The sequence below is a fragment of the Aeromonas sobria genome (assembly GCF_050266975.1).
In the GTDB taxonomy this organism is placed as follows: domain Bacteria; phylum Pseudomonadota; class Gammaproteobacteria; order Enterobacterales; family Aeromonadaceae; genus Aeromonas; species Aeromonas sobria_B.
This window is the reverse complement of record NZ_JBKISU010000007.1, coordinates 115,396-141,201: the sequence shown is the minus strand read 5'-3', so window position 1 is coordinate 141,201 and position 25,806 is coordinate 115,396. Positions and strand designations below refer to the sequence as shown.

The window sequence follows — 25,806 nt, the reverse complement described above, 5'->3', positions numbered from 1 at the left end:
GCTCCCCTGGCGCAGCCATCACTGATCACGGCGTGTCACCACCACAGACGGCCCAAAACCAGGTGATCCCCTGGCGCCGCCATCACTGATGACTATGTGCCATCGCCACAGGCAAGCCCGAACCAGATGATCCCCTGGCGAAGCCATCCCTGACGACTTGTGCCGTCGCCACAGGCAAGCCCAAACAAGGTGTTGGGTGGCGATGCCGGCTCAGGCCGGGGGACGGCAGTAGTCGTGCAACTGGGTGAAAACCTGGGGCAGGGATTGCTGCAACTGGCCGATGAGCAGGCCGCTCTCGGCGCTATCCTGGCGCTTGCAGGCCTGCTCCAGGGCGATCACCTGTTGCAGACTCTGGCGGGCGCCATAGCTGGCGCAGGAGGATTTGAGGCTGTGGGCGAGCCGCCCCAGGGAGTGCCACTGGGCCTGTTCGAACAGGGGTGGCAGCTGGGCCAATTGCTCCCCCACCTCCTCGATGAATACCTCGATCACCACGGGCATCATCTCTTCGCCAATGTCTTCGGCCAACTGGGCCAGAACCGCCTCGTCCAACAGTGTCATCTTGCCTCCTGCAATGTGGTACCCAAATAGAACATACATCGCTATCGGCGAACAAGGGAGTCAAATCGTCCCCAAGAGGGCGACGCGCACGGGATGGCAAAAGTGTGATCGGGCTCTACAATCGCGCACTTATCACCCCCAGGCCTCGCCGGAGCCGCGACAAAGGGGTTGCAACAAAATTAACAACCAAGCAACAATGCAGGCCATGAGACAGAGCGCGGCTCGACAACACCTCATCCCTTTTTGCCTGTATGGCTGCTGCGAAGAACCAGGGTAGATATCTACCCTGGTATTTTTTTAGACCGGATTGTCGATGTCGACGAAGATGACCTCGAGTCCGTGCTCGGCGGCCAGCCACTCCCCCAACGCCTTGACCCCGTAGCGTTCGGTCGCATGATGACCGGCGGCGAAGAAGTGCATCCCCATCTCGCGGGCCGTGTGTATGGTCTGCTCCGAGGCCTCCCCCGAGATGAAGGCATCTATGCCCTGCTCGGCAGCCAGGGTGATATAGCTCTGGCCACCCCCGGTACACCAGGCCACTGTCTCGATGAGGGCAGGGCCGCTCTCGCCACAGTGCAGCGGCGTGCGTCCCAGCCGCTCCCCTATCCTGGCCGCCAGGGCCTCCCCGCTCATGGGCTCGGCCAGCTTGCCGACCATGGCGACGCTCTTCTTGTCCCAGGGCTCCAGGCCGCGGCGCACCTGGATGTCCAGCAGGCGGGCGAGCTGGGCGTTGTTGCCCAGTTCGGGGTGAACATCCAGGGGGAGGTGATAGGCAAACAGGTTGATGTCGTGGCTGAGCAGGGTCTTCAGGCGGCGCTGCTTCATGCCGGTGATCACCTCGGATTCCCCCTTCCAGAAGTAACCATGGTGCACCAGGATGGCGTCGGCCCCCTGGGCCACGGCGGCGTCGAGCAGCGCCTGGCTGGCGGTGACCCCTGTGACTATCTTGCGGATCTCGTCGCGGCCCTCGACCTGCAGGCCATTGGGACAGTAGTCCTTGATGGCGTGGGGTTCGAGCAGCGTATTGAGCAGATTGGTGAGTTTTTGGCGGCGGATCATAGGCCCCTCTGTGCCCTCATGGGCGCGATGACAAAGGGCCATGATAATCGAGCCCGCCGACCAAGGCCATGGCGGCGGGCGCGAGGAGGGGCGACGACTCAGACGGGCAGCGGGATCCCGGCCTCGCGCATCTGTGCCAACTTGTAGCGCAGGGTGCGCGGGCTGATGCCAAGACGCTCGGCCACCGCCTTGCGACTGCCGTTGCAGTCATGGAGGGTATCCAGGATGATCTGGTGCTCCTGCTGCTTGAGCTCGCTGCCGAGCCGATCGCCGCACAAGGGGCGCTCGGGTTCGGCTGCGACGCCCTGCGGCCCCTCCCCTGGCTCCCCCGCCAGGGCCGAGAAGGCCTCCTCGGCGCCAGGCTCCAGGATCAGCTGGGCGGCGCCTATCTCCCCCTCGGTGGAGAGGATCAGGGCCCGCTGCACCACGTTGTCCAGTTCGCGCACGTTGCCGGGCCAGGGGTGTGCCAGCAAGCGGGCCGCCGCCTGGGCTGACAGCCTGGGGGTCGGCATGCCCTGCTGCTGGGCATGGAGCGCCAGCAGGTGCTCGGCCAGGGGCAGGATGTCGCCGGGGCGCTCGCGCAGGGCACGCCAGCGCAGGGGGAAGACGTTGAGCCGGTAGTAGAGATCCTCGCGAAAACGCCCCTCCTGCACCGCCTTGTGCAGATCCCGGTTGCTGGTGGCGATGACCCGCACGTCCAGGGGGATCATCTTGCGGCTGCCAAGCCGCTCCACCTCTTTCTCCTGCAGCACCCGCAGCAGCTTGGCCTGCAAGGAGAGATCCATCTCGGTGACCTCATCGAGCAGCAGCGTGCCCCCCTGGGCCTGCTCGAACTTGCCAGGACAGCCCTGAACGGCGCCGGTGAAGGCCCCCTTCTCGTAGCCGAACAGGGTCGCCTCCAGCATGTTTTCCGGGATGGCGGCGCAGTTGATGGCCACGAAGGCCTGCTCGCTGCGGGGGGAGTTGTCATGGATATAGCGGGCCAGCACCTCCTTGCCGGTACCACTCGGTCCGGTCACCATCACGGTGGCCTCGCTGCGGGCGACCCGGGTCGCCAGCTGGAACAGTTCGGCGCTGCGGGGATCTCCATAGACCACGGCCCGCTTCTCCACCCGCTGCGCCGGCACATAGCGGCTCACCTGATTGAGCAGCACCTCGGGGGAGAAGGGCTTGGCCAGATAGTCGATGGCCCCTTCCCGCATGGCGCGCACGGCGCCATCTATGTTGGCATGGGCCGTCATCAGCAACACGGGGATCTGGGGGTAGGCCTGGCGGATGTTGCCCAGCAGGGTCAGGCCATCCATGCCCCCCATCTGGATGTCGGAGATCACCATGTCGAAGGGCTGGCGCGACAGGGCGAGCAGGGCCCGCTCGCCGCTCTCGGCCTCGCGGCACTGGTAACCCCCGAGCATCAGGGTATCGATCAGCGCCTCGCGCAGACCGGCATCGTCTTCCACCACCAGGATACGGGCCTGGGTCATGCGACACCTCCAAGTTGCAGCGGCTGTTGATGCAAGGGAAACGAGAGGGTGAAGCAACTGCCGTCACCGGGGACGGAGGCCACGCTGACCTCCCCCTGGTGGGCGCGCACCACGGACTGCACCACCGCCAGCCCAAGGCCGGTGCCCTGGCTGCGGGTGGTGAAGAAGGGCTCGAAGATCTGGGCCAGCTGCTGATGGCTCATGCCCTTGCCGTTGTCTATCACCCTCAGCTCGACCCGGTTGTCGCAGCGCACCGCGCTGACCATGAGGGAGTCGGCGCCCGCCTGGGCACCGTTGGCGATCAGGTTGTTGATGGCACCCGCCAGGGCGCTGCTGTTGGCCAGCAGGCAGAGATCCGGCTCGGGCGCCTCCATGTGCAGGCGGCAACCCTGTTGTTCGCAGAAGGCCTCGGCGCCGGCCTGCACCTCGGCCAGCAGCCCCTGGACCGAGAGGGGGGCCACCACCTGGCTCTCGCCGCTGCGGGCAAACAGCAAGATATCGCCTATCTGCTTCTCCAGATCCTGCAGCCTGGCCATCAGCTTCTGCTGGAACAGGATGCGGGACTCGGGTTTCAGGGTGCGGTTGGCCAGGTTGGCGCCATAGAGCATGGCCGCCGACAGGGGGGTGCGGATCTGGTGGGCCAGGGAGGCCGCCATGTTGCCAAGGGCCGAGAGGCGCTTCATGTGGTTGACCCTGTCTTGCAGACGACGGGTCTCGGTGAGGTCGGTGAGAAACACCAGCTGGCCGGGCTGATCCGGCAGCGGCTGGGTCGAGAGCTGCACCCGGCGGCCATCTCGCAGGGAGATCTCGTGACCATCGTCGGCCCGTGGCTCGAAGCAGCGGCCGATGATGGCGCGCCAGCTCATCCCCTCCAGGGGCTCGCCGAGCAGGGCATGGGCGGCGGGATTCGCCCGGGTGATGATCCCCTGACCATCGAGCAGGAGCACCCCGGTCGGCAATGCCGTGAAGATGGCATAGAGCTGACTGACTTCGTGGGACTGGACCGGGTTGTCTTGCTGCTGGCTCGTCATAAACCTGACCTCAAACAAAGAATGCGATCAGGTTATTCAAGTTCTATGCCATTTGATTTATCTGATATAAATCATGAAGTTAAAAACGTGGCGTCAAGGGATTGACCCTAGGCCTCCTTGCTCATGCCATATTTTTTCATCTTCTCCACCAGGGTTGTGCGACGCATGCCGAGCAGATCGGCAGCCCGGGCCACCACCCCCTCCTGGGACTCCAGGGCCTGGCGGATCAGCTCCACCTCGAGGTCGGCCAGCATCTCCTTGAGATTGACCCCCTCCTGGGGAAGCTGCATCAGGTTGCCCCCCGATGCGCCGGTCACCAGCTCCGGCGGATCCTGGAACACGGCGGCCAGGGCATCGCGCTCATCCATCTCGGTCAGGCGCGCATCCCGCGGTTCGCAGGGCAGCAGGCGGTAGCGGCTCGGCAGATCGGCGACATCCACTATCTGCTGGGGATAGAGGATCAGCAGGCGCTCGAGCAGGTTGGAGAGCTCGCGCACGTTGCCGGGCCAGGGGTACTGCATCAGGGATTCCATGGCGCGCTGGGTCAGGCGAATGAAGCCCTGGTGCTGCTCCGAGTGGCGATTGAGCAGCTCTTGCAGCAGCAGCGGGATGTCATCGACCCGATCCCGCAGCGGCGGCGTCTCTATGGGGAAGACGTTGAGGCGATAGTAGAGATCCTCGCGAAACTCCTGGGTGCGGATCATGGCCTCCAGATCCCGGTGGGTGGCCGCTATGATGCGCACATCCGCCTGGATCGGCTTGCCGCCACCGACCCTGTCGAACAGCCGCTCCTGCAGTACCCGCAGCAGCTTGACCTGCATCGGCATCGGCATGTCCCCTATCTCGTCGAGGAAGAGGGTGCCGCCCTGGGCCAGCTCGAAGCGACCGCGCCGCGCCGCGATGGCGCCGGTGAAGGCCCCCTTCTCGTGGCCAAACAGCTCGCTCTCGAGCAGCTCGGCCGGGATGGCGCCGCAGTTGATGGGCACGAAGGGGCCGTCGGCACGGCCGGAGAGTTCATGGATGGCGCGGGCCACCACCTCCTTGCCGGTGCCGGACTCGCCGAGGATCAGCACGTTGGCATCCGTCTGGGCCACCTGGCCGATGAGGCGGCGCACCTCCTGGATCCCCTTGCCCTTGCCCACCAGCAGGCGCAGCAGCGTCTGCCCCTTGTCATGGGTCTGCTGTCTGGGATGCAGGGAGACGAACGCCTGGCAGAAGTGCAGGTGCCGAGTCAGGGATTCGTAGGAGAAGGGCGCCTCGGCCACGCCGATGAAGTTGCTGTTGGGCAGCTCGGTCTCGATCAGGGAGACGAAGGGGGTGCGAGGATACTGCTCGAGCAGCGTGCTCAGGGGACGATCCGCCAGCTCGCCTATCAGCACCCCTTGCAGGGGGCTCGACGCCTCGATGGCCATGTCCAGATCCGCGGGTGCCACCTCCTGCCAGGGCAGCCCCATGAAGGAGAGCACTGTGCCCAGCTGCTGGCGTCTGGCGACATCCGAATCCACTATCAGCACACCCATTGCCATCATAACTTTCCCTCTCGACCATGTGTTTTTGTTATACCCGTCCATGCCCTGCCAGGGGAGCCATGGTCACAAGGCGCACAAACTGCCAAAATTCCGGCGCCTTGTCAAAAACTGTCGCGCCAGAGTGTGTCCTGGCAAGCATAGTCGCAACAATAGTATTCAATCAGACCCTTTTCTGTGATCCGGCCTCATCAATCCAGCGTCTGTTTGAGACTCGCGTAGCGGCACTCGGGAAAACGGGTGCAGGTCAGAAACTGCTTGCCGGCATAGGGGCCCTTGCGCGCCTCGCGCGCCTGCAGGGGGGCGGTGCAGCGGGGACAGGCATTGGGCTCGAGCAGCGGTTCGGCCGCCTCCTCCTCTTCCCCGGGCAGGGCGCTGAAGCGGGTCAGGGGCGCCTCCTCTTGCGAGGCGAGTGGCGCGGCACTGGCTGGTCGGTGCGCGGGCCCCTCTTGCGGGCCCGGCGCCTGCTCCGTCCGCTCGTGGCGCTTGTCCCTGGCTCGCCCGGCGGCCCGCGGTGACGGTCGCTCCTCGCGCGCCCCGGCCCTGGGGGTCTCCTCCAGCTCGACGGATGCCAGGGCATCGGGATCGAAGGTGGGCTCGCGCCGCTCGCCCCTGGGGAAAGTCAGGGTCTCCAGGGAAGCCTCTTCCTCCTCGGCCAGCAGGGCCAGCACCCTCTCCTTGAGCTCCTCCAGATCCCCCTGCTCGCCCCCTTCCAGCACCAGCAGCGGCAGGTCGGCGCGCTCGCACAGGGCCATCAACCAGCGATCCCGGCCCGGCCGACGCTTGCCCTGCCCCGGCGCCAGTCGCTCCAGGGCGCAGAGCAGGGAGAGATCCTCGGGATGGCAGAGCAGATAATCAAACTGCCTGTCCCCCATGGCCTGCAGCTGCTTTTGCCACTTGCCCTTGCCGACCCCCTTGCCGGGTTGCAGCACATCCTTGAGCCGGACATGGGTGAACAGCCTGACCTCCCCCTGCAACAGGGTCTGCAGCGCATCGAATTCACGGTGGCGGTCGGGGGACATGAGCGTCTCTTGCAGGGTGCAGGAGACGACCCTGGCACGGCGGGCACGCCAGATCAGCAGGACAAGAACCAGGGCCAGCAGGAGCAGGCCGGGCAACAGCAGGGCATTCATGGATGGAACAATCCGACAGTCAGAAAGAGGGGCATAATATTACCACAACCCGGCGCGGCAACCCCTATCCCTCATGCTCGTGGCGCAGGGGCGCGCGGGAGGCAGAAGAATTTCGGTTTTGCCCCCGCCAGGGGGTTCATCTGGCCAGCAACGGCAGGCACAATGACATGGACTCACACACAAGGAGAGCAGGATGCAAAAGCAATTGGTAGTCACCGTCATCGGTACGGACAGACCCGGCATAGTGGAAGAGCTGGCCTCCCTCATCAACGCCCAGGGGGGCAACTGGCTGGCCAGTTCCATGAGCGAGCTGGCCGGCCAGTTTGCCGGCATCCTCCAGGTCGGCGTGGACGAGAGTCACTATCGCCCCCTGTGCGAGGCCCTCTCCCTGTTGGACGGGCTCAAGGTGAGCTTCGCCGAAGGGGTGCTCGGCGCCGAGCCGGAGCGCCAGCTGATGCTGACGGTCACCGGCAACGACAGACCCGGCATAGTCCACGAGGTGGCGAGCATATTGCGCCAGCTCGGGGCCAACGTCATCGACCTGACCACGGGCTGCGAGGCCGCCCCCCACTCGGGCGCCCCCCTCTTCTATGCCCATACCCTGATCTCCCTGCCCCAGGGTCTCGCACTCTCTACCCTGATCGAATCCCTGGAGTCCCTCTCGGACGACCTGGTGGTCGACATCGATCAAGACGCGGAAGATTGATGGGGTCGTCATTAAATTGTCACAAAAACGTCATCTAATGAGGCCCATTCGCCCATGGGATGGGATAAGCAGAGGCATAGATGAGCACCGACAAGTTGTATGAAGAGAAAGAACTGAGTTGGCTCTCTTTCAACGAGAGGGTATTGCAGGAGGCGATGGACAAGACGGTGCCGCTCATCGAGCGGATCCGTTTTCTCGGCATTTTCTCTTCCAACCAGGACGAGTTTTTCAAGGTGCGGGTCTCGGAGGTGAAGCGCCGCATTCTCATCAACGAGGTGCACGGCGGTGATGACGACGCCAAGGTGTTGCTGCGGGCCATCCAGCAGAAGGTGATGGCCCTGGGGGAGGCGTTCGACAACACCTACAAGGAGTTGCTGATCGCCCTGGCCCGCCACAACATCTTCCTGGTCAACGAGGGCCAGCTCTCCGCATCCATACAGCAGTGGCTGCGGGTCTTCTTCCGGGAGAAGGTGCAGCGCCACCTGATCCCCATCCTCCTCAACAAGGAGGTCAACCCGGTCAAGTTTCTCAAGGACGAGTACACCTACCTGGCGGTGGAGATGAAGAAGCATGGCCAGGTGATCCAGTACGCCCTGGTGGAGGTGCCCACCAACGATCTGCCCCGTTTCGTGCAGCTGCCCGCCGAGGGTACCCGCCGCAAGAAACAGATCATCATCCTCGACAACATCATCCGCTTCTGTCTGGACGACCTGTTCAAGGGGTTTTTCGACTACGACGAGATAGCCGCCTACGCGGTCAAGCTGACCCGGGATGCGGAGTATGACCTCTCAGACCAGCTCGACCTCAGCCTGGTGGACAAGATGAGTGATGGCTTGAAGCAGCGGCTCACCGCCATGCCGGTGCGCTTCGTCTACGAGCGGGAGATGCCGGCGGCCATGATAAGCTTCCTCAAGCTCAAGCTGCAGATCAGCTCCTACGACGCCATCATGTCCGGGGGGCGCTATCACAACTTCAAGGATTTCATCGGCTTCCCCAATGTGGGCCGGGACTATCTGGAAAACCCCAAGCTGCCGGCCCTCGAATGCCGCGACTTTGACGGCTTCGTCAACGCCTTCGATGCCATCGCCAGGCAGGACATACTGCTCTACTACCCCTATCACAAGTTCCACCACTTCACCGAGCTGGTGCGCCAGGCGGCGTTCGACCCGGCGGTGAGCGCCATTCGCATCAATATCTACCGGGTCGCCAAGAAGTCGCGCATCATTCACTCCCTGATCGATGCCGCCAACAACGGCAAGAAGGTGACCGTGGTGGTGGAGCTGCGGGCCCGCTTCGACGAGGCGGCCAACATCGACTGGGCCAACATCCTCACCGATGCCGGGGTCAAGGTGGTGTTCGGGGTGCCCAGCCTCAAGATCCACTCCAAGCTCTGCCTTATCACCCGCCACGAAAATGGCGAGGCGGTGCGCTACGCCCATATCGGCACCGGCAACTTCAACGAGAAGACCGCCAAGATCTACACCGACTTCTCCCTGCTGACCCGCAACCCCGACATCACCGCCGAGGTGGAGGGGGTGTTCGAGTACATCGAGTACCCCTATCGGCGTTACAAGTTCAATCATCTACTGGTCTCCCCCATCAACTGCCGCCGTCAGCTCTACCGGTTGATTGACAACGAGCTGGTCAACGCCAAGGCGGGCCAGCCCAGCGGCATCACCCTCAAGATCAACAACCTGGTGGACAGGGATCTCATCAACCGCCTCTATGCCGCCGGTCAGGCCGGGGTGCCCATCCAGATGATAGTGCGCGGCATGTGCGCCCTGCGTCCCGGGGTGCCGGGTCTCAGTGACAACATCAAGGTGATCAGCATCATAGACCGCTTCCTCGAGCACCCGCGGGTCATGGTGTTTCACAACAAGGGCAATGTGCAGCTCTACATCTCCAGCGCCGACTGGATGAGCCGCAACATCGACGGCCGCATCGAGGTGGCCACCCCCATCTATGACGAGCGCCTCAAGCAGCGCATCCTCGACATTCTCGATCTGCAACTGAGCGACACCTGCAAGGCGCGGGTGATCGATGCCGAGCAGCAGAACGAGTACGTGAAGCGGGGCAATCGCCGCAAGATCCGCTCCCAGGTCGCCATCTACGACTACCTCAAACGCATCGAGTCAGACCCTAATGGACACTAGCCTCTACGCCGCCGTCGATCTCGGCTCCAACAGTTTTCATATGGTGATCGCCCGTCTCACCGACGGGCGCATGCAGATCATCGACCGGATCAAGGAACGGGTCAGGCTGGCGGAGGGAATGGACGAGGCGCGCAACATGTCCCCCGAGGCCATGGAGCGGGGGCTGGACTGCCTCGCCCTGTTCGCCGAGCGCTTGTGCAACATACGCCCGGATCAGATCCGCATCGCCGGCACCTATACCCTGCGCCGGGCCAGCAATGCCCGGGAGTTCGTCGCCCGGGCGACGCAACTGCTGCGCCATCCCATCGAGGTGATCAGCGGCCAGGAGGAGGCGCGCCTCATCTACCAGGGGGTGGCCCACACCCAGCACCTGGAGGGACGGGTGCTGGTGGTGGACATCGGCGGCGGCAGCACCGAGCTGGTCATCGGCGAGGGCTTCTCCCCCCTGGCCCTCACCAGCCGCAAGATGGGGTGTGTCAGCTTCACCCAGCAGTTCTTTCCCGCCGGCAAGATAGGGCCGTCCCAGTTCGAGGCGGCCGTGCTGGCGGCCCGCCACCAGCTCGATCCGGTGCGGGAGCAGTACCGCGACCTGGGGTGGCAGAGCTGCCTCGGCAGCTCGGGCTCCATTCGCACCGTCCATGACGTCCTGGTGCAGGAGGGGCTGACCGAGGGGGGCATCACCCGGGAGGCGCTGGCGCGCCTGAGCGGGCGCATCCTCGGCCACAAGAAGGTGAGCGCCCTCAAGTTCGATGGCCTGCCCACCGAGCGCCAGGAGGTGTTCGTCGCCGCCGTCGCCATATTGACCGCCCTGTTCGACGCCTTGCCCATCGCGCGGATGGATTACTCCGATGGCGCCCTGCGCGAGGGGTTGCTCTACGAGTTCGAGGAGCGGTTGCAGCACCACGACATTCGCGAGCGCACCGCCCTCGCCCTCGCCAGCCACTACCGCATCGATGGCCGCCAGGCGGCCCGGGTCGAGGCCAGCGCCCTCGCCCTGTTCGATCTGCTGGCCCCTGACTGGCAGCTCGAAGCCGATCCCTACCGCGCCATCTTGCGCTGGGCCGCCCAGCTGCACGAGATAGGTCTGGCCATCAACTACGGTGGCATCCATCGCCACTCGGCCTACATCCTGGCCAACACCGATCTGCCCGGCTTCAACCAGGACGATCAGAGCCTGCTGGCGGCCCTGGTCCGTTTCCATCGCAAGTCCCTCAAGCTGGGGGAGCTGCCCCCCCTGCCCAACCACGACGAGCAATCGGTGCTGCGCTGCATCCGCATCCTGCGCCTGGCGGTGGCCGCCAACCACAGGCGCCTCGATGGGCTGCTGCCCCCCTGGCAGGCCAGGGCCCGGGGAGAGAGCCTCACCCTCACCCTGCCCGGCCCCTGGTGCGAGGAGAATCGCCTGCTGATGCAGAACCTGGAAAAGGAGCAGGCCTATTGCGCCGAGCAGGGCTGGCAGCTCGACTTTCAGCTCGTCTGACGCGCGGCCATGACGACACAAGGCAGCCCTCGGGCTGCCTTGTGTCGTTTCTTGCCGTCCGTCAGTTGAGCTCGGGCAGGATCAGCTTGGCTATCTCGAAGTAGATGATGAGGCCGGTGCCATCCACCAGAGTGGAGATGAAGGGGGCCGACACCACGGCCGGATCCATCCGCAAGCGGCGCAGCAGCAAGGGGATGATGGAGGCGACGATGGCGCTCCACAGCACGATGGCGATGATGGTCAGGGTCACCACCAGGCCCACCTCCATGCCGACCCCCAGGCTCCAGGCCCGTACCCAGGCCGCCAGGGCGATGGCCGCCGACACCAGCATGGCGGTGGAGATCTCCTTGCGCAGCACTGTGCCGAGGTTGCGCAGGGAGACCTCCCCCACCGCCATGGCCCGCACCAGGGTGGTGGTGATCTGGGTGCCGCTGTTGCCGCCGGTGCCGATCAGGAGCGGAATAAAGAAGGCCAGGGCGATGGCCGCCTCCAGCTGCTCCTCGAACGCCCGCAGCACTGTGCCCGTGTAGGCCTCGGCCACGAACAGGATCAGCAGCCAGGCGATGCGCTTGCGCCACAGCTGCCAGGGGGTGGCGTGCAGATAGGGGATTTCGAGGGGAGACGAGCCCCCCTGCAGCTCGGCATCCTCGGTGGATTCCAGCTCCAGGATGTCGGCGGCATCGTCCAGGTGAAAGATGCCGAGCAGGCGGCCGCCGGACTCCACCGGCAGGGAGAGCAGATCCCGCTCCACCAGCATGCGGGCCGCCAGCTCCTGATCCATGCGAGCGTCGAGGCGGATGAGATCGGACTCCATCAGCTCGCCGACCCTCTGCTGGGGATCGGCCACCAGCAGCGCCTTGAGGGAGAGGGTGCCGAGCAGCCGCCCCGCCTCGTCCACCACATAGATATCCTGAAACACCTCTGCATTGTCCCAGGCGTCATGGGTGCGCTGCCGGGCGCGGGCGATGGACTCCTCCCCCTTGAGGGTGAAGAAGTCATGGCGCATATGGGCCCCCACCGACTCGCTCGGCCAGCGCAGCAGCCCCTCGAGCTGGGTCGCCACCGCCTGGGGCAGGTTCGCCATCAGGGTGGCGCGCTCCCGCTTGCCGAGGCTGCGCACCATGGCCAGCAGATCCCGGCGCGCCACCCCCGCCTGCGCCAGGGCCAGCACGCTCGGGTGCAGGCGCAGCAGCAGCCGGGCACCGCAGCGGGTGGCGAGCATGGAGAGCAGGCGGGCGCTTCTCGGGCCCAGGGTGTCGAACAGGCAGTTGAGCTCTTCCTGGCGCAGGGCGAGCAGTTGATCGGCCCGCGCATCCGGGGCCAGCTCGTTGTCGAGCCAGGCTTCCAGGCTCGGCAGATCGAGCAGTTGATGGCGGTTCAGTAACAGGTGTGTTTTCTTCATCACGAATGAGCCTCTGTGATCCCGGCGCACCGGGCTATCCCCTCGCGGGATGGGCAGACAAGAAAACAGCAATTGATGGACGAGATATCGGCAGGAAATGACGCCGTTCGGCGTGTCACCATCCCCACGTGCCAGCTTTAGCACTGCATAACGTATCCGGCATGCCGGAAGCCACTTGGGTTGACACCTTAATCCGATGAAAACTGTCCTGATCCTGGGCGTCTCTCGACGTCGTGAGATCAGTGGCCTGTGTTTATGCAGGAGCCTCGCCTAACGAGATGCTGCGAACAAGCAGGCCGGTGTCATGCACCGGCCTGCTCGACAATGGTCGGCCAGAGCCGATGTGGAGTCAAACGATATGAGCCTTTATTAACAATCCCTTACAACTCGGCCTGGCCGGACGTCAGCGGATGTAGTCAAACAGGGTCAGCTTGCTGATATTGCTGAACGCCTGCTGGGAGGCGCTCATGGCGGCGTTCTCCTTGGAGAGGGTCGAGATCACCTCATAGAGGTCGATCTCCGAGACCTTGGCCCTGGCCTGCTGGTTGAGGGTGTCGAGCCCGGTGTTGGAGCTCATCACCTGCTCCAGGCTGTTCATCCGCCCCCCCAGGCTGCCTATTCCCATGTCCACCCGCTGGCGGGCATTGCCGAGGTGCACCTGGGCATCTTGCGCCCGCAGTTGAAAGTCCTCATTGGAGAGGTTGGGGTCGCGCAGGGCGCCGATGAAGTCGGAAATGCCGTTGAGTATGTTGTCATTGGTCGGCTTGTCGAGGGAGAACTCCTGCACCGTGCCTGCCGCCTGATCCAGGCTGAGGGTGAGGCCGTTGAAGTTGATCTCTCCCCCCGCCACATAGTCGCCATTTTGCAGCACATTGCCGCCCGGATCCGTGATCTGGTAGCTGTCCGGCGCCCCCGCCACCGTGGTGACCGTGTACTTGTTGCTGGTCAGGGCGCTGTCGTAGCCGGTGCGGTAGAAGTTGTCGAACTGGCCCTGATCGCTCACCTCGACCTGGATGTTGGCCGTGTCGGCGCTGGCGCTGCGCCGGGTCGGCACAATCTCGAACAGATCCTGACCCGAGTCGTTGGCGGGGATGCGCACCGTGGGGGAGACCTGGATCTCCCGCTGGCCCGTGTCCCCCTGGAACGCATAGTTGCCGTCGACGTCCTTCACGAACGGCTGGTTCTTGCTCTGGTTGCCGCCGAAGATGTACTCCCCCTGGGAGTTCCGGCTGTTCATCAGATCGAACATCTGCTGCTGCAACCCTTCCAGCTCCTTGGCCACGGACTCCCGATCCGCCTGGCTCAGGGCGGAATCGTTGGATTTTTGCATCAGGGTCTGGGCGCTGAGCATGGCCTCGTTGATGGAGGTGAGTATGGTCTCCTCATGGCCCAGGCTGTTCTCCAGCAGGCTGCCGTTGACGCTGTACTGCTGGAACAGATCGATCTCCTTGGTCAGCGCCATCTTCTGGCCCATGCCGGAGGGGTCTTCCCCCGCCGTCTTGAACTTGTCACCGGAGTAGAGCTGCTCGTAGGCGGTATTTTGCCGCTCCGCCGCCGCGCTCAGGGAGGAGAGCCCCCGGTTGTACATCATGTTGGTGGTGATACGCATGACTTACCTCACGGATGACAGCAGGGTGTCGAAGATGGTTTTGGCGGTGCTCACCACCTGGGCCGAGGCGGCATAGGCCTGCTGGAAGCGGATGAGATTGCCCGCCTCCTCGTCCAGGCTGACCCCGGAGACGCTCTCGAAAATTGCACTGCTCTGCTCCAGCTTGCCCTTGTTGGCCAGCATCTCGGTATTGGCCTGACTGGTCTTGTTGCCCAGACCGACCACCAGCCCGTTGTAGGCCTCGTTGAGGGTCATCTTGTCATTGCCGCTGGCGGCGCTGCTGCTCTTGCGCACCAGATCCTTGTTCTGCAGCTCGGCCAGGGCCAGGCCGTTGGCGTTGTCGGAGAAACCGTTCTGGTTGTAGCTCAGAGTGAAGCTGTCATTGGCGGCAACCTGGCCCGTGATGCTGAATTCGTAGCCGGGGTCGTTGCCGGGATCCCCATAGACCTTGGGACCGCCGAGGGGGTTCTCGAGGGCGGCCATCAGGTTCTGCCCCTTGCTGCTGGCGGGGGCCACCCCGATCAGGGTGGTGCCGTCGCTGCCATAGACTTCGTAGTTGCCGCTGTCGTCTATCTTGATCACCTGCGGTGCATTCGGGTCCAGGTTGTTGCTGGCAAAGCCCGAGCCCGCCCCCGTGTTGCCGATGGCGCCGAGGGCGATGGTGGCCGAACCCAGGTTTTGGCTGTTCTTGTCGGCCTTGAGCGGGGAGGCCAGCGCCAGATCCTCGGCGCGGTTGATCAGCTTCTCCAGGCCCGCGGCCGCCTGCTTGGTCGGCTGCAGCAGGATCTTGTCCCCCGCAGCCGGGGTGCCGGAGAGGTCCAGGGAGAGACCGTGCCCCGGCACCTCGAAGCCGCTGACGGGCACTGTGTTGCCGGTGGCGACCGAGGTGCGCTTGCCATCGACACCAATGGCGAACACCTCAAAGTCGGTGGCGCTGCTGAAGCTCACCTCGTAGTCGAGGGCGGTCACCTCGCTGCCCTTGCCGGGCATGAAGCCGACCGTGGCCGCCCCCGTGCCGCTGTTCTTGCCATAGGGCAGGCCTTCGCTGCCGGGCAGGGAGAAGAGATCCCCCCCCAGCTCGTTGTCGAGATCCATCCCCAGTCGGTTCTGCTGGTTCATGGCATCCCCCAGGGCGACCGCCAGCTGACCCAGCTCGCGCTTGGTGGGCTCCAGATCGCTGCGGGCGGCGAACAGGCCGCCCAGGCCGCCCCCCAGGGTCTTGCTGTCTATCTTGGTCTGGTTCTTGCCCAGGTTGAGCTGCAGCGCCTTGTCCCGGGAGTCGGGATCCCCGGGGATCACGCTGAACTGGGCCACCGAACCATCGAGCACCAGGGAGTGGCCCGTGCTCATGTTGACCAGCACGCTGCCGTTGGGCTGAGTGACGGTACGGATGTCCATCTTGGCGGCGAGCTGGGCGATGGCGTCGTCGCGCTGATCGTAGAGCGTCAGACTCTCCTCCGCCGTGCCCTGGGTGCGCACTATGGCCTTGTTGATCTCGTTGATGTTATTGAGCAGGCTGTTGACCTGCTGGGTCTCGTCGTCGATGCGATCGTTGATGACGTCGCTCTGCTTGTCGAACTGGGACGAGAGGGTGTGGAAGCGATTCACCATGCTGGTGAGTTCGGTGAGGGTGCTGTTGCGCGATCCCAGATCCGCCGGTGACTCGTTGGCGGTATGGAATCCCTTGAAGTAGGCGGTGATGGCGGTGCCGACGCTGTTGCTGGTGTCCCCCAGCAGGCTGTCCACGGTGGAGAGCTGTTCGAAGCGCATGGAGGAGGCGCTGAAGGCGGAGGTATCCCGGCGCAGTTCGCCCTGGGCATACTGGTTGATCACCCGCTCGCTCACGCTCTCGCCGGTGCCAAAGCCGATGGAATTGGTGTAGATCAGGGTGCGTTCACGCACATAGCCCTGGCTGTTGACGTTGACTATGTTGTTGCTGGTGGTCTGCAGCAGCTTCTGATGCGCCAGTACCCCGGATGTTCCTATCCCAAGCAGATCGCTTGCCATGCTTTACAGCTCCGTCTCTGTGTATTGGGCAATGGGTCCACTGCGCAATACCTGTTTCAATTTACTGGCGTATTGGGGGTCGGTGGCATAGCCAGCCTGTTGCAGGGCTTCAAAATAACGGTCCGGACTGTCCACCTTGGCCAGGGCGCCCTTGTAACGGCTCCCGGAAGTCAGGAAGTCGACATAGTCATTGAAGCTCTCTTCAAACGACTCGTAGGAACGAAACGCCGCCTTCTGGCGCGAGGCCACCCCTTGTTCGTACTCCAGGGTGCTGACCACCGCCTTGTCCCCCTGCCAGCGCGGATCCGCCTTGATGCCAAACAGGTTATGGCTCATCTGGCCGTCGCCATCCTTGATGACCCGCTTGCCCCAGCCACTCTCCAGGGCCGCCTGGGCCACCAGCACCGCCGGGCTCAGTCCCAGCTTGTCGGCGGCCTTCCTGGCCAGGGGCATCAGCTTGCTGACGAAGTCACTCGGTGACTCGAAGGCGGTGATGGCCCCGCCAGCCTGACTGCCCTGCTCCGCTTTGGGCCCCATGGCAGGCACGCTGCGGGCGCGCCTGCCAACCGCCTGCTCGGGCTGGGCCGTCGTATTCATCTCTTTCTCAGCAAAATCCTTGCCAACTTTGGAGGCTTCAATCAGACCATGTTCGCCGGGGGCCGGGGCCACATAGGGCTTGTAGACCCGCTCGGTGCGCTGGGGCAGCTTGAGGACGCGACCATCCTCATGCTTGAAGCTGTCGGGGGAGAACTGCTTGACCACCATCTCGGCCAGCCCCAGTCCCCCCTTGCCGGACATGTCCGACACCCGCTGCTGGTCGAGCATGCCCTCGTAGAACTGGGTGTAGCTGCTGCTGAAGGGGTTGTCCGCGGTCAAGGACTGGCTCGCCTCGCGCATCCCCTTGAACAGCATCTGGCTGAAGATGGACTCGAACTGGCGGGCCGCCGACTGGAGCGCCTGTTGCTTGCCCTCCTTGCTCATGCTCATCTGGCGCAGCTTGTCCAGGTTCTGGATGTCCTGCACCATGCCCAGATCCACGCCTTTATTGTCGATATTCGCCATCTTGCCTACCTTCTTTGCCGCCTGTGGCAACCCCTTGCCGGGGGACCCTGCCTGTTTGCCCAATATATGACCGACTGACACCTGTCCGTTACCGCCGTCCGTTACCGCCCCAGGGCGTCGAGCCCCTCATGGGTCAACCCGGTGCCACTTACAGAATGACCAGCTGCCCCTCGATGGCTCCTGCCTGTTGCAGGGCTTCGAGGATGGCCATCAGATCCCCCGGGGCTATGCCCACCTGATTCACCGCCCGCACCAGATCATCCAGGGTGGCGCCGGTGTCGAGCTTGAACATGCGCCCGTCTTCCTGCTGCACATTGATGGTGGAGTTGTTGGTGACCGCCGTATCCCCGCCCGCCAGGGGGTTGGGCTGCGAGACCTGCTGGTTCTCGGCGATGGTCACCGTCAGGCCGCCGTGGCTGATGGCCGCGGGTTTGAGCCTGACCTGGCTGCCGATGACGATGGTGCCGGTGCGGGAATTGACGATGATCTTGGCCGCCTCGGCACCCGGATCCACCTCCAGGTTCTCTATGGTGGCGAGGTAGGCGACCCGTTGACCGGGGTCCCGCGGGGCGAACACCTTGACCGAGGTGGCATCCAGGGCCTGGGCCGTGTTGGGTCCCACCAGGTTGTTGATGGATTCCGCCAGCCGGCGCGCCGTGGTGAAGTCGGATCGGTTGAGGTTGAAGGTGATGGTGTCCCCCTGGCTGAAGGCGTTGGGCACCTCACGCTCGACGGTGGCGCCATTGGCGATGCGGCCCACGGTCGGGGTGTTGATCACCACCTTGGAGCCATCCGCCCCCTCGGCCCCCAGGCCGCCGACCACCAGGCTGCCCTGGGCCACCGCATAGACCCGGCCATCGAGCCCCTTGAGGAAGGCCTGCAGCAGGGTGCCGCCCCGCAGGCTCTTGGCCTCGCCGATGGCGGATACGGTCACGTCTATGGTCTGGCCCGGCTTGGAGAAGGGGGGCAGGTCGGCGTGGATGGCCACCGGCGCCACGTCCTTGATCTTGGGCTTGATGTTGTCCGGCACCTTGATGCCGAAGTTGTTGAGCATGGTGCGAAAGGTCTGCTCGGTGAAGGCGTTGTTCTTCTCACCGGTGCCGGGCAGGCCCACTACCAGGCCGTAGCCCAGCAGCTGGTTGCTGCGCACCCCTTCCACCGAGCTGATGTCCTTGATGCGGGCGGCGCTGGCCGCCTGGGGCAACAGGGTGAAGAGGCAGCACAGGCACAATACGCTGAGTCGTGTCATGGGAAGTCCTAGCACTAGAGCGGCCACCAGGGACCATTGAAGAAGCTGGTCAGCCAGCCCTGCTCCTGGGTATTGGCCAGATCCCCGGTACCACCGTAGTGGATGCGGGCATTGGCCACCTTCTGGGAGGAGACGCTGTTGTCCGAGGTGACATCTTCGGGGCGGATGAGGCCGGTGATGCGGATGTATTCGTTGCCGTTGTTGAGCATGATCCACTTCTCGCCGCGCACCACCAGGTTGCCGTTGGCGAGCACCTTGGCCACGCTGACCGAGATGCTGCCCTGCAGGCTGTTGCTCTGATCCGCCTTGGCCTGCCCCTTGAACGCGCTGTTCTGACCGATGGAGGCTGACATGTTGTAGGCGCCCGCCGTGATGGGCACGCCCCCCAGGCTCACCGGATCCAGATTGAACTCGTTGTCCTTGCCGGTCTGGGTGTTGGCCTTCTTGGAGGCGGAGGTGGATTCCGCCAACTCTATGGTGATGATGTCGCCGACCTTGTGGGCCTTGATGTCCGAATAGATGCCATTGACCTGATCGGGCTGAAAGATGGCGCCGGTCGGACGCACCGACACCGGCTCGGACTCGCCATAGACGGGGGCGAACTCGGGGTCGTCCGGCTTGGCGGTATTGAGGGTGCTGGTACAGCCCCCCAGCGCCAGCAGACTCAGCATCCAGATGGTTTTCACTATGAGACTCCCGTTACAGCCGCTGGGTCAGGTAAGACATCATGGAGTCCACCGCCGAGATCACCTTGGAGTTCATCTCGTAGACCCGCTGAGCCTGGATGAGGTTGACCAGCTCCTCGGTGACGTTGACGTTGGAGACTTCCAGCATCCCCTGCTTGATGACCCCGAGGCCATCCGCCCCGGCCACCCCTTCGATGGGGGCGCCGCTGGACTGGGTCTCGAGGAACATGTTCTCCCCCATGGGTTGCAGGCCGGAGGCGTTGACGAAGTCGCTGATGTTGATCTGGCCTATCACCTGGGAGGCGCCATCCCCCTTGAGCTGGATGGAGACCTGACCATCCTCCCCTATGGTGACGCTCTGGGCGTTCTCGGGGATCAGGATCTCGGGTTGCAGCGGGTAGCCATTGCCCGGGGTGACGATGGTGCCCTCGTCATTGAGGGTGAACTGGCCGTTGCGGGTGTAGGCGCTGCTGCCGTCCGGCAGCTGCACCTCGAAGAAGCCGCGGCCATTGATCATCAGGTCCAGGGAGTTGTCCGTGGTCTGCACATTGCCCTGGCTGAAGCTCTTCTGGGTGGCGACCACCTTGGCCCCCGCCCCCAGCATCAGGCCGGAGGGCAGCTCGGTATCCGCCGAGGAGCGTCCCCCCGGCTGATTGATGTTCTGATAGAGCAAGTCTTCGAAGATGGCGCGGGACTTCTTGTAACCCACCGTGCTGGCGTTGGCGAGGTTGTTCGAGGTGACGGCGATGTTGGTCTGCTGTGCATCCAGCCCCGTCTTGCCTATCCAAAGTGCAGGATTCATGTCTGGCTCCTAATTAGCTGATACGCAGCAGTTGGGTTTGGGCTTCGTCGTTCTCCTGGGCCGTCTTCATCATCTTGACCTGGGTTTCGAACTGACGCTGCAAGCGAATGAGGTTGGTCATCTCGTCGACCACATTGACGTTGCTCCCCTCGAGGGAGCCGGCAATCAGGCCCACCTCGGCGGAAGCGGGTTCCGGCTGGCCATCCTTGCGGCGAAACAGGCCATCCTGCCCCTTCTCCACCGCGTCCGCGGCCGGACGCACCAGCTTGATGCGCTGAAAGTCCTCCGGCAGGTTGGGCGCGGCCCCCTCGGGGCGACCCGTGATGGTGCCGTCCCGGTTGATTTCCAGCTTCTCCAGCGGCAGCGGCAAGACGATGGGCCTGCCGGCCTCGTCCACCACATTGAGGCCGGTGCTGGTCTGCAGATTGCCGGTGGCGCTCAGCTCCAGGTTGCCCATGCGGGTGAAGGCCTCGCCCCCCTTGCCGTCCTGCACCGCGATCCACCCCTGCCCGTCTACCGCCACGTCCAGATCCCGGCCCGTGGTCATCAGCATGCCGTGCTGCAGGTTCTGGCCCGGCCGCTCCGTCATGGCGAAGACCCGGGTCGGCAAGCCTTCGCCGAACGCCTGCATGGCGCGAGCCTGCTCGAAGTCGGACTTGAAGCCGGTGGTGTTGGCGTTGGCCAGGTTGTTGCCACGCACAGCCAGGCTGTTCATGTTCTCCTTGGCACCGGACATGGCGATATAAAGCAGGTGATCCATGGGATCCTCCGTCAAACTGATGACTCTGACGGGAAGAAAGCAATTAAGGTGCCAACAGCGTTAATAAATTCTTAACTTATTGATATGTAAAGAAAGGGCGCCGAAGCACCCCTTGTCGTTCCCTCTCCACCATCCATTAACGGATCTGCAGTATGGTCTGCTGCAGCGAGCTGTTGACTTCCAGGGAACGGGAGTTCGCCTGGAAGTTGCGCTGGGCGGTGATGAGATCCACCAGCTCCGAGGTCAGGTCCACGTTGGACTGCTCCAGGGCCGAAGACTTGACGGAGCCGAAGGTGCCCGAATTCGGGGTGCCCGGCAGGCCGTCTCCGGAGAGCAGAGATTCACGCCAGGAGGTATCACCGACCTGGGTCAGCCCCTGGGGGTTGGCGAACTTGGCCATGGCCACCATGGCCACCTTGACGGTGGTGGCGTTGCTGTAGGTGGCGGAGACGATGCCGTCATCGGTGATCTCCACCTTGGTCAGCCGACCCACGGTCGAACCATCCTGGGTCAATTTATTGACTTCAAACGGCGACGAGTACTGAGTCACGGTACCGAGGCGGTACTCGAAAGTCTGGGTCTGATCGGCCCCATTGCCGATGATCCCGGCCCCCGGGGTCCCCAGCGCCTCCGTCGTGATGGGATCGGGGGTCACTGTCGTGAGCTTGCCATCGGAGCCAAACGCCAGGCTCGCATAGGCAGCCCCACCCACCTCGATGGGGTTGGTCCCCTCGTACATGTACATGCGCCAGGAGGCGGGCGTTACCGCCTGCGGAGGCGTGCTGGTATCCCCCTCCTTGACGAAATACTGGGTGATGGTGTGGGGTTCGCCCAAGGAGTCGTAGACAACCACAGAGGTGGAAGAGGAGTAGGTATCAGAATTCGTTGTGTCGAGCGGGACGTTGGTCACATCGATCGGTGTCGTGGACGCCGGCAGGTTGAAGCTGGCCTCCACCAGGGTGGTCGGCTTGGGCTCACCGGCCCGATCCGGGATCTGGATGGGTTTGGTGGCGTTGAGGCTGACCGCCTTGGGGGTACCATCGGCGTTGATCTCGTACCCCTGCAGATAGCTGCCGGAGTTGTTGACCATGTAGCTGTTCTCGTTGAGCTTGAAGGCGCCGGCACGGGTGTAGGTGCGGTCGAGGGAGCTGACCCCGTCCGAGGTGACGAAGAAGCCGTTGCCCTGGATGGCCAGATCCAGCGAGTTGTTGGTAAATTGCAGCGCCCCCTGGTGGAACTGCTGCGCCACGGCCCCGGTCGCGACGCCATTACCCACCTGGGTCTTGGAGTTGACGAAGATGGAGTTGGCATAGACGTCGGCAAACTCGGCGCGGGACTCCTTGAAACCGATGGTGTTGACGTTGGCAATGTTGTTCGCGGTGACGTTCAGGTCTTTTTGAGCCGCATTGACGCCGCTGAGGGCATTGTTGAATGACATGTCTTTCTCCTTAGATCACTGCGTTATCGGTCGCGTTGGTGGTCGAGTTGGTGGTCGACTTGTTGCCCGCACCGGCGATTTCCAATACATCGGTCAGATAGATGCCTCCCAGTCCCTTGAGTTTGAGGGTGCTGGGTGAGCTGGCCGAGCCCAGGGTGACGCTCTCGACCTGGGCGTAGGCCAGGGCGGGCAGACTCTCCGACTTGCCCGCCACGGTGGCACTGGCCTCAATCTGGTACTTGCCGCTCTTGGCCAGGTTGCCGTTCTTGTCCAGGCCATCCCAGCTGAAGGCGACGTTGCCCTGATGATCCCCCTCGATGGCGAACTCCTTGATCACCTGGCCACTCTCGTCTTTCACCGTCACCTTGATGTTGCTGCCACCGTCTGCGGTGGCGATCATCCCATTGACGGTACCGCCGCTCTCCAGATAGCCGGTATTGGACGGGATCAACACCTCCTGCCCCACCAGGGCCGAGGCCTGCAACGCCTGGCTCGAGGTCATCAGGCTGTTGAGGCTCTCCATCTGGGTCGACAGGCTGTTGATCCCCTCCGAGGTGGACATGGAGGTCATCTGGGACAACATCTGGGCGTTGTCCACCGGCTTGAACGGATCCTGATAGGCGAGCTGCATGGTGAGCAGCTTGAGGAACGACTCCTGATCCAGCTCTTTCTTCTGGGTCGTGCTCGTGGTGGACGTGGTCTGGCTCGACGTCGTTCGGTTGACGCCAAGCACGCTGTCATAGGTATCTGCCATTTACTTGCCGCCCCCTGTCAGGACTTGCCGAGATTGAGGGTCTGCTGCAGCATGCGCTTGGCAGAATCGGCAATCTGGACGTTGGTTTGGTAACTGCGAGACGCACTGATCATGTCCGCCATCTCCTCCACCATGTTGACGTTGGGCTTGAAGATGAAGCCATCCTTGTCCGCCATGGGGTGGTTGGGGTTGAACTCCTTGAGCAGCGGCGCCTTGCTCTCGACGATGCCCTTCACCTCGACCCCGACCGAGCCCTGGCTGTCGCTCATGGCCTGATCGAGCTGGGCGGCAAAGACTGGCCGCCTGGCGTGGTAAGTTCCTTCCACGCTGGAGCTGACGCTGTCGGCGTTGGCCATGTTGCTGGCCACGGTATTGAGCCGGACCGACTGGGCGCTCATGGCCGAGCCCGCGATGTCGAAGACCTTGAACAAACTCATTGCTGTGCTCCTTGCAAGGCCTTGAGGCCGCTGGCGTTAAGATTCATGTGCGGATGGACGAGCGGCATCACTGCTCTCCTTTCAGGGCTTTGAGCAGGCCGCTTATCTTGCCGTTCATGAATTCGACCGAGGTCTGGTATTCGAGGCTGTTGCGCAAAAATTCGCTGCGCTCCTGCTGCAGATCGACGGTATTGCCGTCGCCGGTATCGGGCTGGAGCGGGTTGCGGTACTGGGTGGCGCCAGGGGCATCCATGTTCAAGGCGAAGTGACGCTCGCTGGTGGTGGCCAGACTGAACCCCTGCTGGTGCTGCTGCGCCTGCGCCATGGCATCGGCGAAATTGATGTCACGGGCCTTGAAGCCCGGGGTATCCGCGTTTGCGATGTTGCTGGACAGCACTTCCGCACGTTTGGCGCGCACGCTCAACGTGTATTGATGAACACCAAATGCCTTGTCGAATGAAATTGCCATAGCACACCTCCTGCTTGCTGGATTCTTAGCAAGAGGTGTGCCAAAGGAGGAAGTGAGGGGGTTATTTGACCTTGTACACGATGCCCGGGTTGCAGCGGATCATCTCGAACCGGTCGGTGAGGCCGGCCAGGGACTCCGAGGCCCCCAGCATCAGGTAACCGCCCGGATTCAGGCTGGCGGCGAACTGGTTGAGGATCTTCGACTTCACCTCGGGGGCGAAGTAGATGAGCACGTTGCGACAGAAGATGATGTCGAACTTGCCAAGCAGGCTGTAGCTCTCCAGCAGATTCAAGGGGCGAAACGTGGTCAATTTTCTGACACGCTCCGTCACCCGCATCCGGTTGTCGCCACAGGGTTCGAAAAACAGCTTCTTGCGCTCGGGGGAGAGCCCCCGGGCCAGCGCCAGGCTGTCGTAGACCCCCTCCTTGCACTGGTTGAGCATGGTGGTGGAGATATCCGTCCCCACGATCTGCACGCCGCCGGGCAGGGTGCCGGGCCGCTTCATCTGCTGCTCCAGCGCCGTCATGGCGATGGAGTAGGGCTCCTGGCCGGAGGAAGACGCCGCCGACCAGATCTTGATGGGCCGCCCGCTCTTGCCCAGCTCGGGAAACAGCTTGTCGGTGAGCAGCTGGAAGGGATAGCCATCCCTGAACCAGAGGGTCTCGTTGGTGGTCATGGCATCGACCACCGCCATCTTCAATTCCCGCTCACGCACGTTCATGGCGCGGGTCACCAGTTCAGACAGACTCTCGATGCCAAACTGAGCCATCAAGGGGGACAGGCGGCTCTTCACCAGATACTGCTTGTTGTCACCCAGCACAATTCCGCTCTGCAGCGCCAAAAAGCTGCTGAATTGCTTATATAAGTCGTCTGACAGTGTCTTCATGTATCCACGCTTCTTGTTTTAGAGTGCGCCCTGAACGGCCTTGGCCAGCTCATCGGGCTGAAACTTGGCGATGAAATTGTTCGCCCCGACTTTCTGCACCATGGCCTGGTTGAACACACCACTGAGAGAGGTGTGCAGGATAACATGTAAATCCTTCAGGCTGGGATGGTTGCGGATCTCGGCGGTGAAGGTGTAGCCATCCATCTCCGGCATCTCTATGTCCGAGATGACCAGGGCTATCTGATCCTTGATGGGACCCTGCTTGGCCATCTCCAGCAGCATGTTGAGGGCCTCGCGACCATCCTTGGCCAGCACGCACTGCACGCCGATGGCATCCAGCGCCCGCTGCACCTGCTTGCGCGCCACCGAGGAGTCGTCGGCCACCAGCACGGGGCGCCCCTGGGTGTTGTGCTCCACGCTCGCCTGCACCAGATCCTGACTCACCTCGGTCGAGACGGGAGAGATCTCGTTGAGGATGCGTTCCACATCCAGGATCTCCACCAGCTCGCCATCCACCTCGGTGACTGCCGTCATGTAATTGATGCGCCCCGCCCCCTTGGGTGGCGGCAGGATGGACTCCCAGTTCATGTTGATGATCCGCTCGACCGAATGGACCAGGAACCCCTGAATGGAGCGGTTGTACTCCGAGATGATGATGAAGCACTTGGAGAGATCGGCGATGGGACGCTTGCCCATGGCCATGCTGAGATCGATCACCGAGATGGTCTGGCCGCGAATGTGCGCCACACCACGAATGCAGGAGTTGAGCTTGGGCATGACGGTCAGGGGCGGGCACTGCAACACCTCGCGCACCTTGAAGACGTTGATGCCAAATCTTTGACGTCCATTGAGCCGAAACAGCAGCAACTCCAGGCGATTTTGCCCGACCAGTTGAGTCCGTTGGTTTACCGAGTCCAGAATACCGGCCATACACACTCCCTAAAAACGCCTGGCATTATTCATGCATGAGATGCACGTGCCATGTTGGCTCGCGCCAGAGGATTGCCGACCCCAAGGGTCGGACTTGGCGCAAGCATAGTTAACATTGGTCATATACGTCATTCACTTATCGACCAGCGGACGAAAATGATTAACAGACTTTTGCTCATCTCCTTGCT

At 63.2% G+C, this 25,806-nt stretch carries 23 protein-coding genes and 1 riboswitch; of the genes, 3 read left to right on the top strand and 20 right to left on the bottom strand.

What is annotated here, in order from left to right:
* Positions 1 to 210: 210 nt before the first annotated feature.
* From ACLHZ1_RS06100 to ACLHZ1_RS06075, 6 genes are all read right to left on the bottom strand, one after another.
* Positions 211 to 558, bottom strand: a complete 348-nt coding sequence (locus ACLHZ1_RS06100; protein WP_041996242.1) for an Hpt domain-containing protein — start codon at positions 556 to 558, stop codon at positions 211 to 213.
* 297 nt (positions 559 to 855) lie between these two features.
* A complete protein-coding gene (locus ACLHZ1_RS06095) occupies positions 856 to 1,617 on the bottom strand; it encodes a Nif3-like dinuclear metal center hexameric protein (protein ID WP_427261366.1) in 762 nt (253 codons plus the stop codon).
* A 98-nt stretch (positions 1,618 to 1,715) separates the two neighbouring features.
* Entirely contained in the window at positions 1,716 to 3,098 is a 1,383-nt protein-coding gene (locus ACLHZ1_RS06090; protein ID WP_427261365.1) for a sigma-54-dependent transcriptional regulator, read from the bottom strand.
* Complete coding sequence (locus tag ACLHZ1_RS06085; protein ID WP_427261364.1) at positions 3,095 to 4,129, bottom strand: sensor histidine kinase; 1,035 nt, start codon at positions 4,127 to 4,129, stop codon at positions 3,095 to 3,097. Before ACLHZ1_RS06085 ends, ACLHZ1_RS06090 begins: the two co-directional genes overlap by 4 nt.
* Positions 4,130 to 4,236: 107 nt before the next feature.
* Complete coding sequence (locus tag ACLHZ1_RS06080) at positions 4,237 to 5,658, bottom strand: sigma-54 dependent transcriptional regulator (protein WP_408796598.1); 1,422 nt, start codon at positions 5,656 to 5,658, stop codon at positions 4,237 to 4,239.
* Between the two features lie 188 nt (positions 5,659 to 5,846).
* A complete protein-coding gene (locus ACLHZ1_RS06075; RefSeq protein WP_427261363.1) occupies positions 5,847 to 6,788 on the bottom strand; it encodes a DUF2726 domain-containing protein in 942 nt (313 codons plus the stop codon).
* Between the two features lie 193 nt (positions 6,789 to 6,981).
* On the opposite strand from ACLHZ1_RS06075, the gene ACLHZ1_RS06070 reads away from it, so the two are divergent.
* The 3 genes from ACLHZ1_RS06070 to ppx all read left to right on the top strand — a co-directional run bounded on the left by ACLHZ1_RS06070 (position 6,982) and on the right by ppx (position 11,127).
* Positions 6,982 to 7,494 carry a glycine cleavage system protein R gene (locus ACLHZ1_RS06070; RefSeq protein WP_427261362.1) on the top strand — a complete coding sequence of 171 codons (513 nt, stop codon included), beginning with the start codon at positions 6,982 to 6,984 and terminating at the stop codon, positions 7,492 to 7,494.
* An 80-nt stretch (positions 7,495 to 7,574) separates the two neighbouring features.
* Positions 7,575 to 9,647: a polyphosphate kinase 1 gene (gene ppk1, locus ACLHZ1_RS06065; RefSeq protein ID WP_427261361.1), complete on the top strand. Its 2,073-nt coding sequence runs from the start codon at positions 7,575 to 7,577 to the stop codon at positions 9,645 to 9,647.
* Entirely contained in the window at positions 9,637 to 11,127 is a 1,491-nt protein-coding gene (ppx, locus tag ACLHZ1_RS06060) for an exopolyphosphatase (RefSeq protein WP_427261360.1), read from the top strand. The genes ppk1 and ppx overlap by 11 nt, the downstream gene beginning before the upstream one ends.
* 61 nt (positions 11,128 to 11,188) lie before the next feature.
* On the opposite strand, the gene mgtE is transcribed toward ppx, so the two are convergent.
* The 14 genes from mgtE to ACLHZ1_RS05990 form a co-directional block, all read right to left on the bottom strand.
* Entirely contained in the window at positions 11,189 to 12,529 is a 1,341-nt protein-coding gene (mgtE, locus tag ACLHZ1_RS06055; RefSeq protein WP_408796659.1) for a magnesium transporter, read from the bottom strand.
* A gap of 115 nt (positions 12,530 to 12,644) precedes the next feature.
* A riboswitch (M-box (ykoK) riboswitch) is annotated at positions 12,645 to 12,814 on the bottom strand.
* Positions 12,815 to 12,932: 118 nt separating this feature from the next.
* Entirely contained in the window at positions 12,933 to 14,138 is a 1,206-nt protein-coding gene (gene flgL, locus ACLHZ1_RS06050) for a flagellar hook-associated protein FlgL (protein WP_427261359.1), read from the bottom strand.
* 3 nt (positions 14,139 to 14,141) lie between these two features.
* The gene (gene flgK / locus ACLHZ1_RS06045) at positions 14,142 to 16,145 is read right to left on the bottom strand and encodes a flagellar hook-associated protein FlgK (RefSeq protein ID WP_427261358.1); all 2,004 of its coding nucleotides are present in this window, start codon (positions 16,143 to 16,145) and stop codon (positions 14,142 to 14,144) included.
* A 3-nt stretch (positions 16,146 to 16,148) separates the two neighbouring features.
* The gene (gene flgJ, locus ACLHZ1_RS06040) at positions 16,149 to 17,207 is read right to left on the bottom strand and encodes a flagellar assembly peptidoglycan hydrolase FlgJ (RefSeq protein ID WP_427261357.1); all 1,059 of its coding nucleotides are present in this window, start codon (positions 17,205 to 17,207) and stop codon (positions 16,149 to 16,151) included.
* A gap of 148 nt (positions 17,208 to 17,355) precedes the next feature.
* A complete protein-coding gene (locus ACLHZ1_RS06035) occupies positions 17,356 to 18,456 on the bottom strand; it encodes a flagellar basal body P-ring protein FlgI (RefSeq protein WP_427261356.1) in 1,101 nt (366 codons plus the stop codon).
* Positions 18,457 to 18,470: 14 nt separating this feature from the next.
* Positions 18,471 to 19,142: a flagellar basal body L-ring protein FlgH gene (flgH, locus tag ACLHZ1_RS06030; protein WP_427261355.1), complete on the bottom strand. Its 672-nt coding sequence runs from the start codon at positions 19,140 to 19,142 to the stop codon at positions 18,471 to 18,473.
* Positions 19,143 to 19,155: 13 nt separating this feature from the next.
* Positions 19,156 to 19,944, bottom strand: a complete 789-nt coding sequence (gene flgG / locus ACLHZ1_RS06025) for a flagellar basal-body rod protein FlgG (protein WP_427261354.1) — start codon at positions 19,942 to 19,944, stop codon at positions 19,156 to 19,158.
* 13 nt (positions 19,945 to 19,957) lie between these two features.
* Entirely contained in the window at positions 19,958 to 20,704 is a 747-nt protein-coding gene (locus ACLHZ1_RS06020; protein ID WP_427261353.1) for a flagellar basal body rod protein FlgF, read from the bottom strand.
* Positions 20,705 to 20,840: 136 nt separating this feature from the next.
* A complete protein-coding gene (gene flgE, locus ACLHZ1_RS06015; protein WP_427261352.1) occupies positions 20,841 to 22,142 on the bottom strand; it encodes a flagellar hook protein FlgE in 1,302 nt (433 codons plus the stop codon).
* Positions 22,143 to 22,152: 10 nt separating this feature from the next.
* Positions 22,153 to 22,896, bottom strand: coding sequence for a flagellar hook assembly protein FlgD (locus tag ACLHZ1_RS06010; RefSeq protein ID WP_427261351.1), 744 nt, complete (start codon positions 22,894 to 22,896; stop codon positions 22,153 to 22,155).
* Positions 22,897 to 22,913: 17 nt separating this feature from the next.
* Positions 22,914 to 23,333, bottom strand: a complete 420-nt coding sequence (flgC, locus tag ACLHZ1_RS06005; protein ID WP_041996194.1) for a flagellar basal body rod protein FlgC — start codon at positions 23,331 to 23,333, stop codon at positions 22,914 to 22,916.
* A gap of 67 nt (positions 23,334 to 23,400) precedes the next feature.
* Positions 23,401 to 23,802: a flagellar basal body rod protein FlgB gene (flgB, locus tag ACLHZ1_RS06000; protein WP_408796610.1), complete on the bottom strand. Its 402-nt coding sequence runs from the start codon at positions 23,800 to 23,802 to the stop codon at positions 23,401 to 23,403.
* A 61-nt stretch (positions 23,803 to 23,863) separates the two neighbouring features.
* Entirely contained in the window at positions 23,864 to 24,688 is an 825-nt protein-coding gene (locus ACLHZ1_RS05995; RefSeq protein ID WP_041996187.1) for a CheR family methyltransferase, read from the bottom strand.
* Positions 24,689 to 24,706: 18 nt separating this feature from the next.
* Positions 24,707 to 25,618: a chemotaxis protein CheV gene (locus tag ACLHZ1_RS05990; RefSeq protein WP_427261350.1), complete on the bottom strand. Its 912-nt coding sequence runs from the start codon at positions 25,616 to 25,618 to the stop codon at positions 24,707 to 24,709.
* Positions 25,619 to 25,806 lie beyond the last annotated feature (188 nt).

What these genes read in the sequence shown, in the direction of transcription:
- ACLHZ1_RS06085 (WP_427261364.1), bottom strand. Translation starts at nt 4,129, where the DNA reads ATGACGAGCCAGCAGCAAGACAACCCGGTCCAGTCCCACGAAGTCAGT.
- flgB (WP_408796610.1), bottom strand. Translation starts at nt 23,802, where the DNA reads ATGGCAATTTCATTCGACAAGGCATTTGGTGTTCATCAATACACGTTG.
- ACLHZ1_RS06090 (WP_427261365.1), bottom strand. Translation starts at nt 3,098, where the DNA reads ATGACCCAGGCCCGTATCCTGGTGGTGGAAGACGATGCCGGTCTGCGC.
- flgE (WP_427261352.1), bottom strand. Translation starts at nt 22,142, where the DNA reads ATGTCATTCAACAATGCCCTCAGCGGCGTCAATGCGGCTCAAAAAGAC.
- flgJ (WP_427261357.1), bottom strand. Translation starts at nt 17,207, where the DNA reads ATGGCGAATATCGACAATAAAGGCGTGGATCTGGGCATGGTGCAGGAC.
- flgK (WP_427261358.1), bottom strand. Translation starts at nt 16,145, where the DNA reads ATGGCAAGCGATCTGCTTGGGATAGGAACATCCGGGGTACTGGCGCAT.
- ACLHZ1_RS06070 (WP_427261362.1), top strand. Translation starts at nt 6,982, where the DNA reads ATGCAAAAGCAATTGGTAGTCACCGTCATCGGTACGGACAGACCCGGC.
- flgL (WP_427261359.1), bottom strand. Translation starts at nt 14,138, where the DNA reads ATGCGTATCACCACCAACATGATGTACAACCGGGGGCTCTCCTCCCTG.
- mgtE (WP_408796659.1), bottom strand. Translation starts at nt 12,529, where the DNA reads ATGAAGAAAACACACCTGTTACTGAACCGCCATCAACTGCTCGATCTG.
- flgG (WP_427261354.1), bottom strand. Translation starts at nt 19,944, where the DNA reads ATGAATCCTGCACTTTGGATAGGCAAGACGGGGCTGGATGCACAGCAG.
- ACLHZ1_RS06035 (WP_427261356.1), bottom strand. Translation starts at nt 18,456, where the DNA reads ATGACACGACTCAGCGTATTGTGCCTGTGCTGCCTCTTCACCCTGTTG.
- ACLHZ1_RS05990 (WP_427261350.1), bottom strand. Translation starts at nt 25,618, where the DNA reads ATGGCCGGTATTCTGGACTCGGTAAACCAACGGACTCAACTGGTCGGG.
- flgC (WP_041996194.1), bottom strand. Translation starts at nt 23,333, where the DNA reads ATGAGTTTGTTCAAGGTCTTCGACATCGCGGGCTCGGCCATGAGCGCC.
- ACLHZ1_RS06020 (WP_427261353.1), bottom strand. Translation starts at nt 20,704, where the DNA reads ATGGATCACCTGCTTTATATCGCCATGTCCGGTGCCAAGGAGAACATG.
- ACLHZ1_RS06075 (WP_427261363.1), bottom strand. Translation starts at nt 6,788, where the DNA reads ATGAATGCCCTGCTGTTGCCCGGCCTGCTCCTGCTGGCCCTGGTTCTT.
- ACLHZ1_RS06080 (WP_408796598.1), bottom strand. Translation starts at nt 5,658, where the DNA reads ATGATGGCAATGGGTGTGCTGATAGTGGATTCGGATGTCGCCAGACGC.
- ppx (WP_427261360.1), top strand. Translation starts at nt 9,637, where the DNA reads ATGGACACTAGCCTCTACGCCGCCGTCGATCTCGGCTCCAACAGTTTT.
- ACLHZ1_RS06100 (WP_041996242.1), bottom strand. Translation starts at nt 558, where the DNA reads ATGACACTGTTGGACGAGGCGGTTCTGGCCCAGTTGGCCGAAGACATT.
- ACLHZ1_RS06010 (WP_427261351.1), bottom strand. Translation starts at nt 22,896, where the DNA reads ATGGCAGATACCTATGACAGCGTGCTTGGCGTCAACCGAACGACGTCG.
- ppk1 (WP_427261361.1), top strand. Translation starts at nt 7,575, where the DNA reads ATGAGCACCGACAAGTTGTATGAAGAGAAAGAACTGAGTTGGCTCTCT.
- ACLHZ1_RS05995 (WP_041996187.1), bottom strand. Translation starts at nt 24,688, where the DNA reads ATGAAGACACTGTCAGACGACTTATATAAGCAATTCAGCAGCTTTTTG.
- ACLHZ1_RS06095 (WP_427261366.1), bottom strand. Translation starts at nt 1,617, where the DNA reads ATGATCCGCCGCCAAAAACTCACCAATCTGCTCAATACGCTGCTCGAA.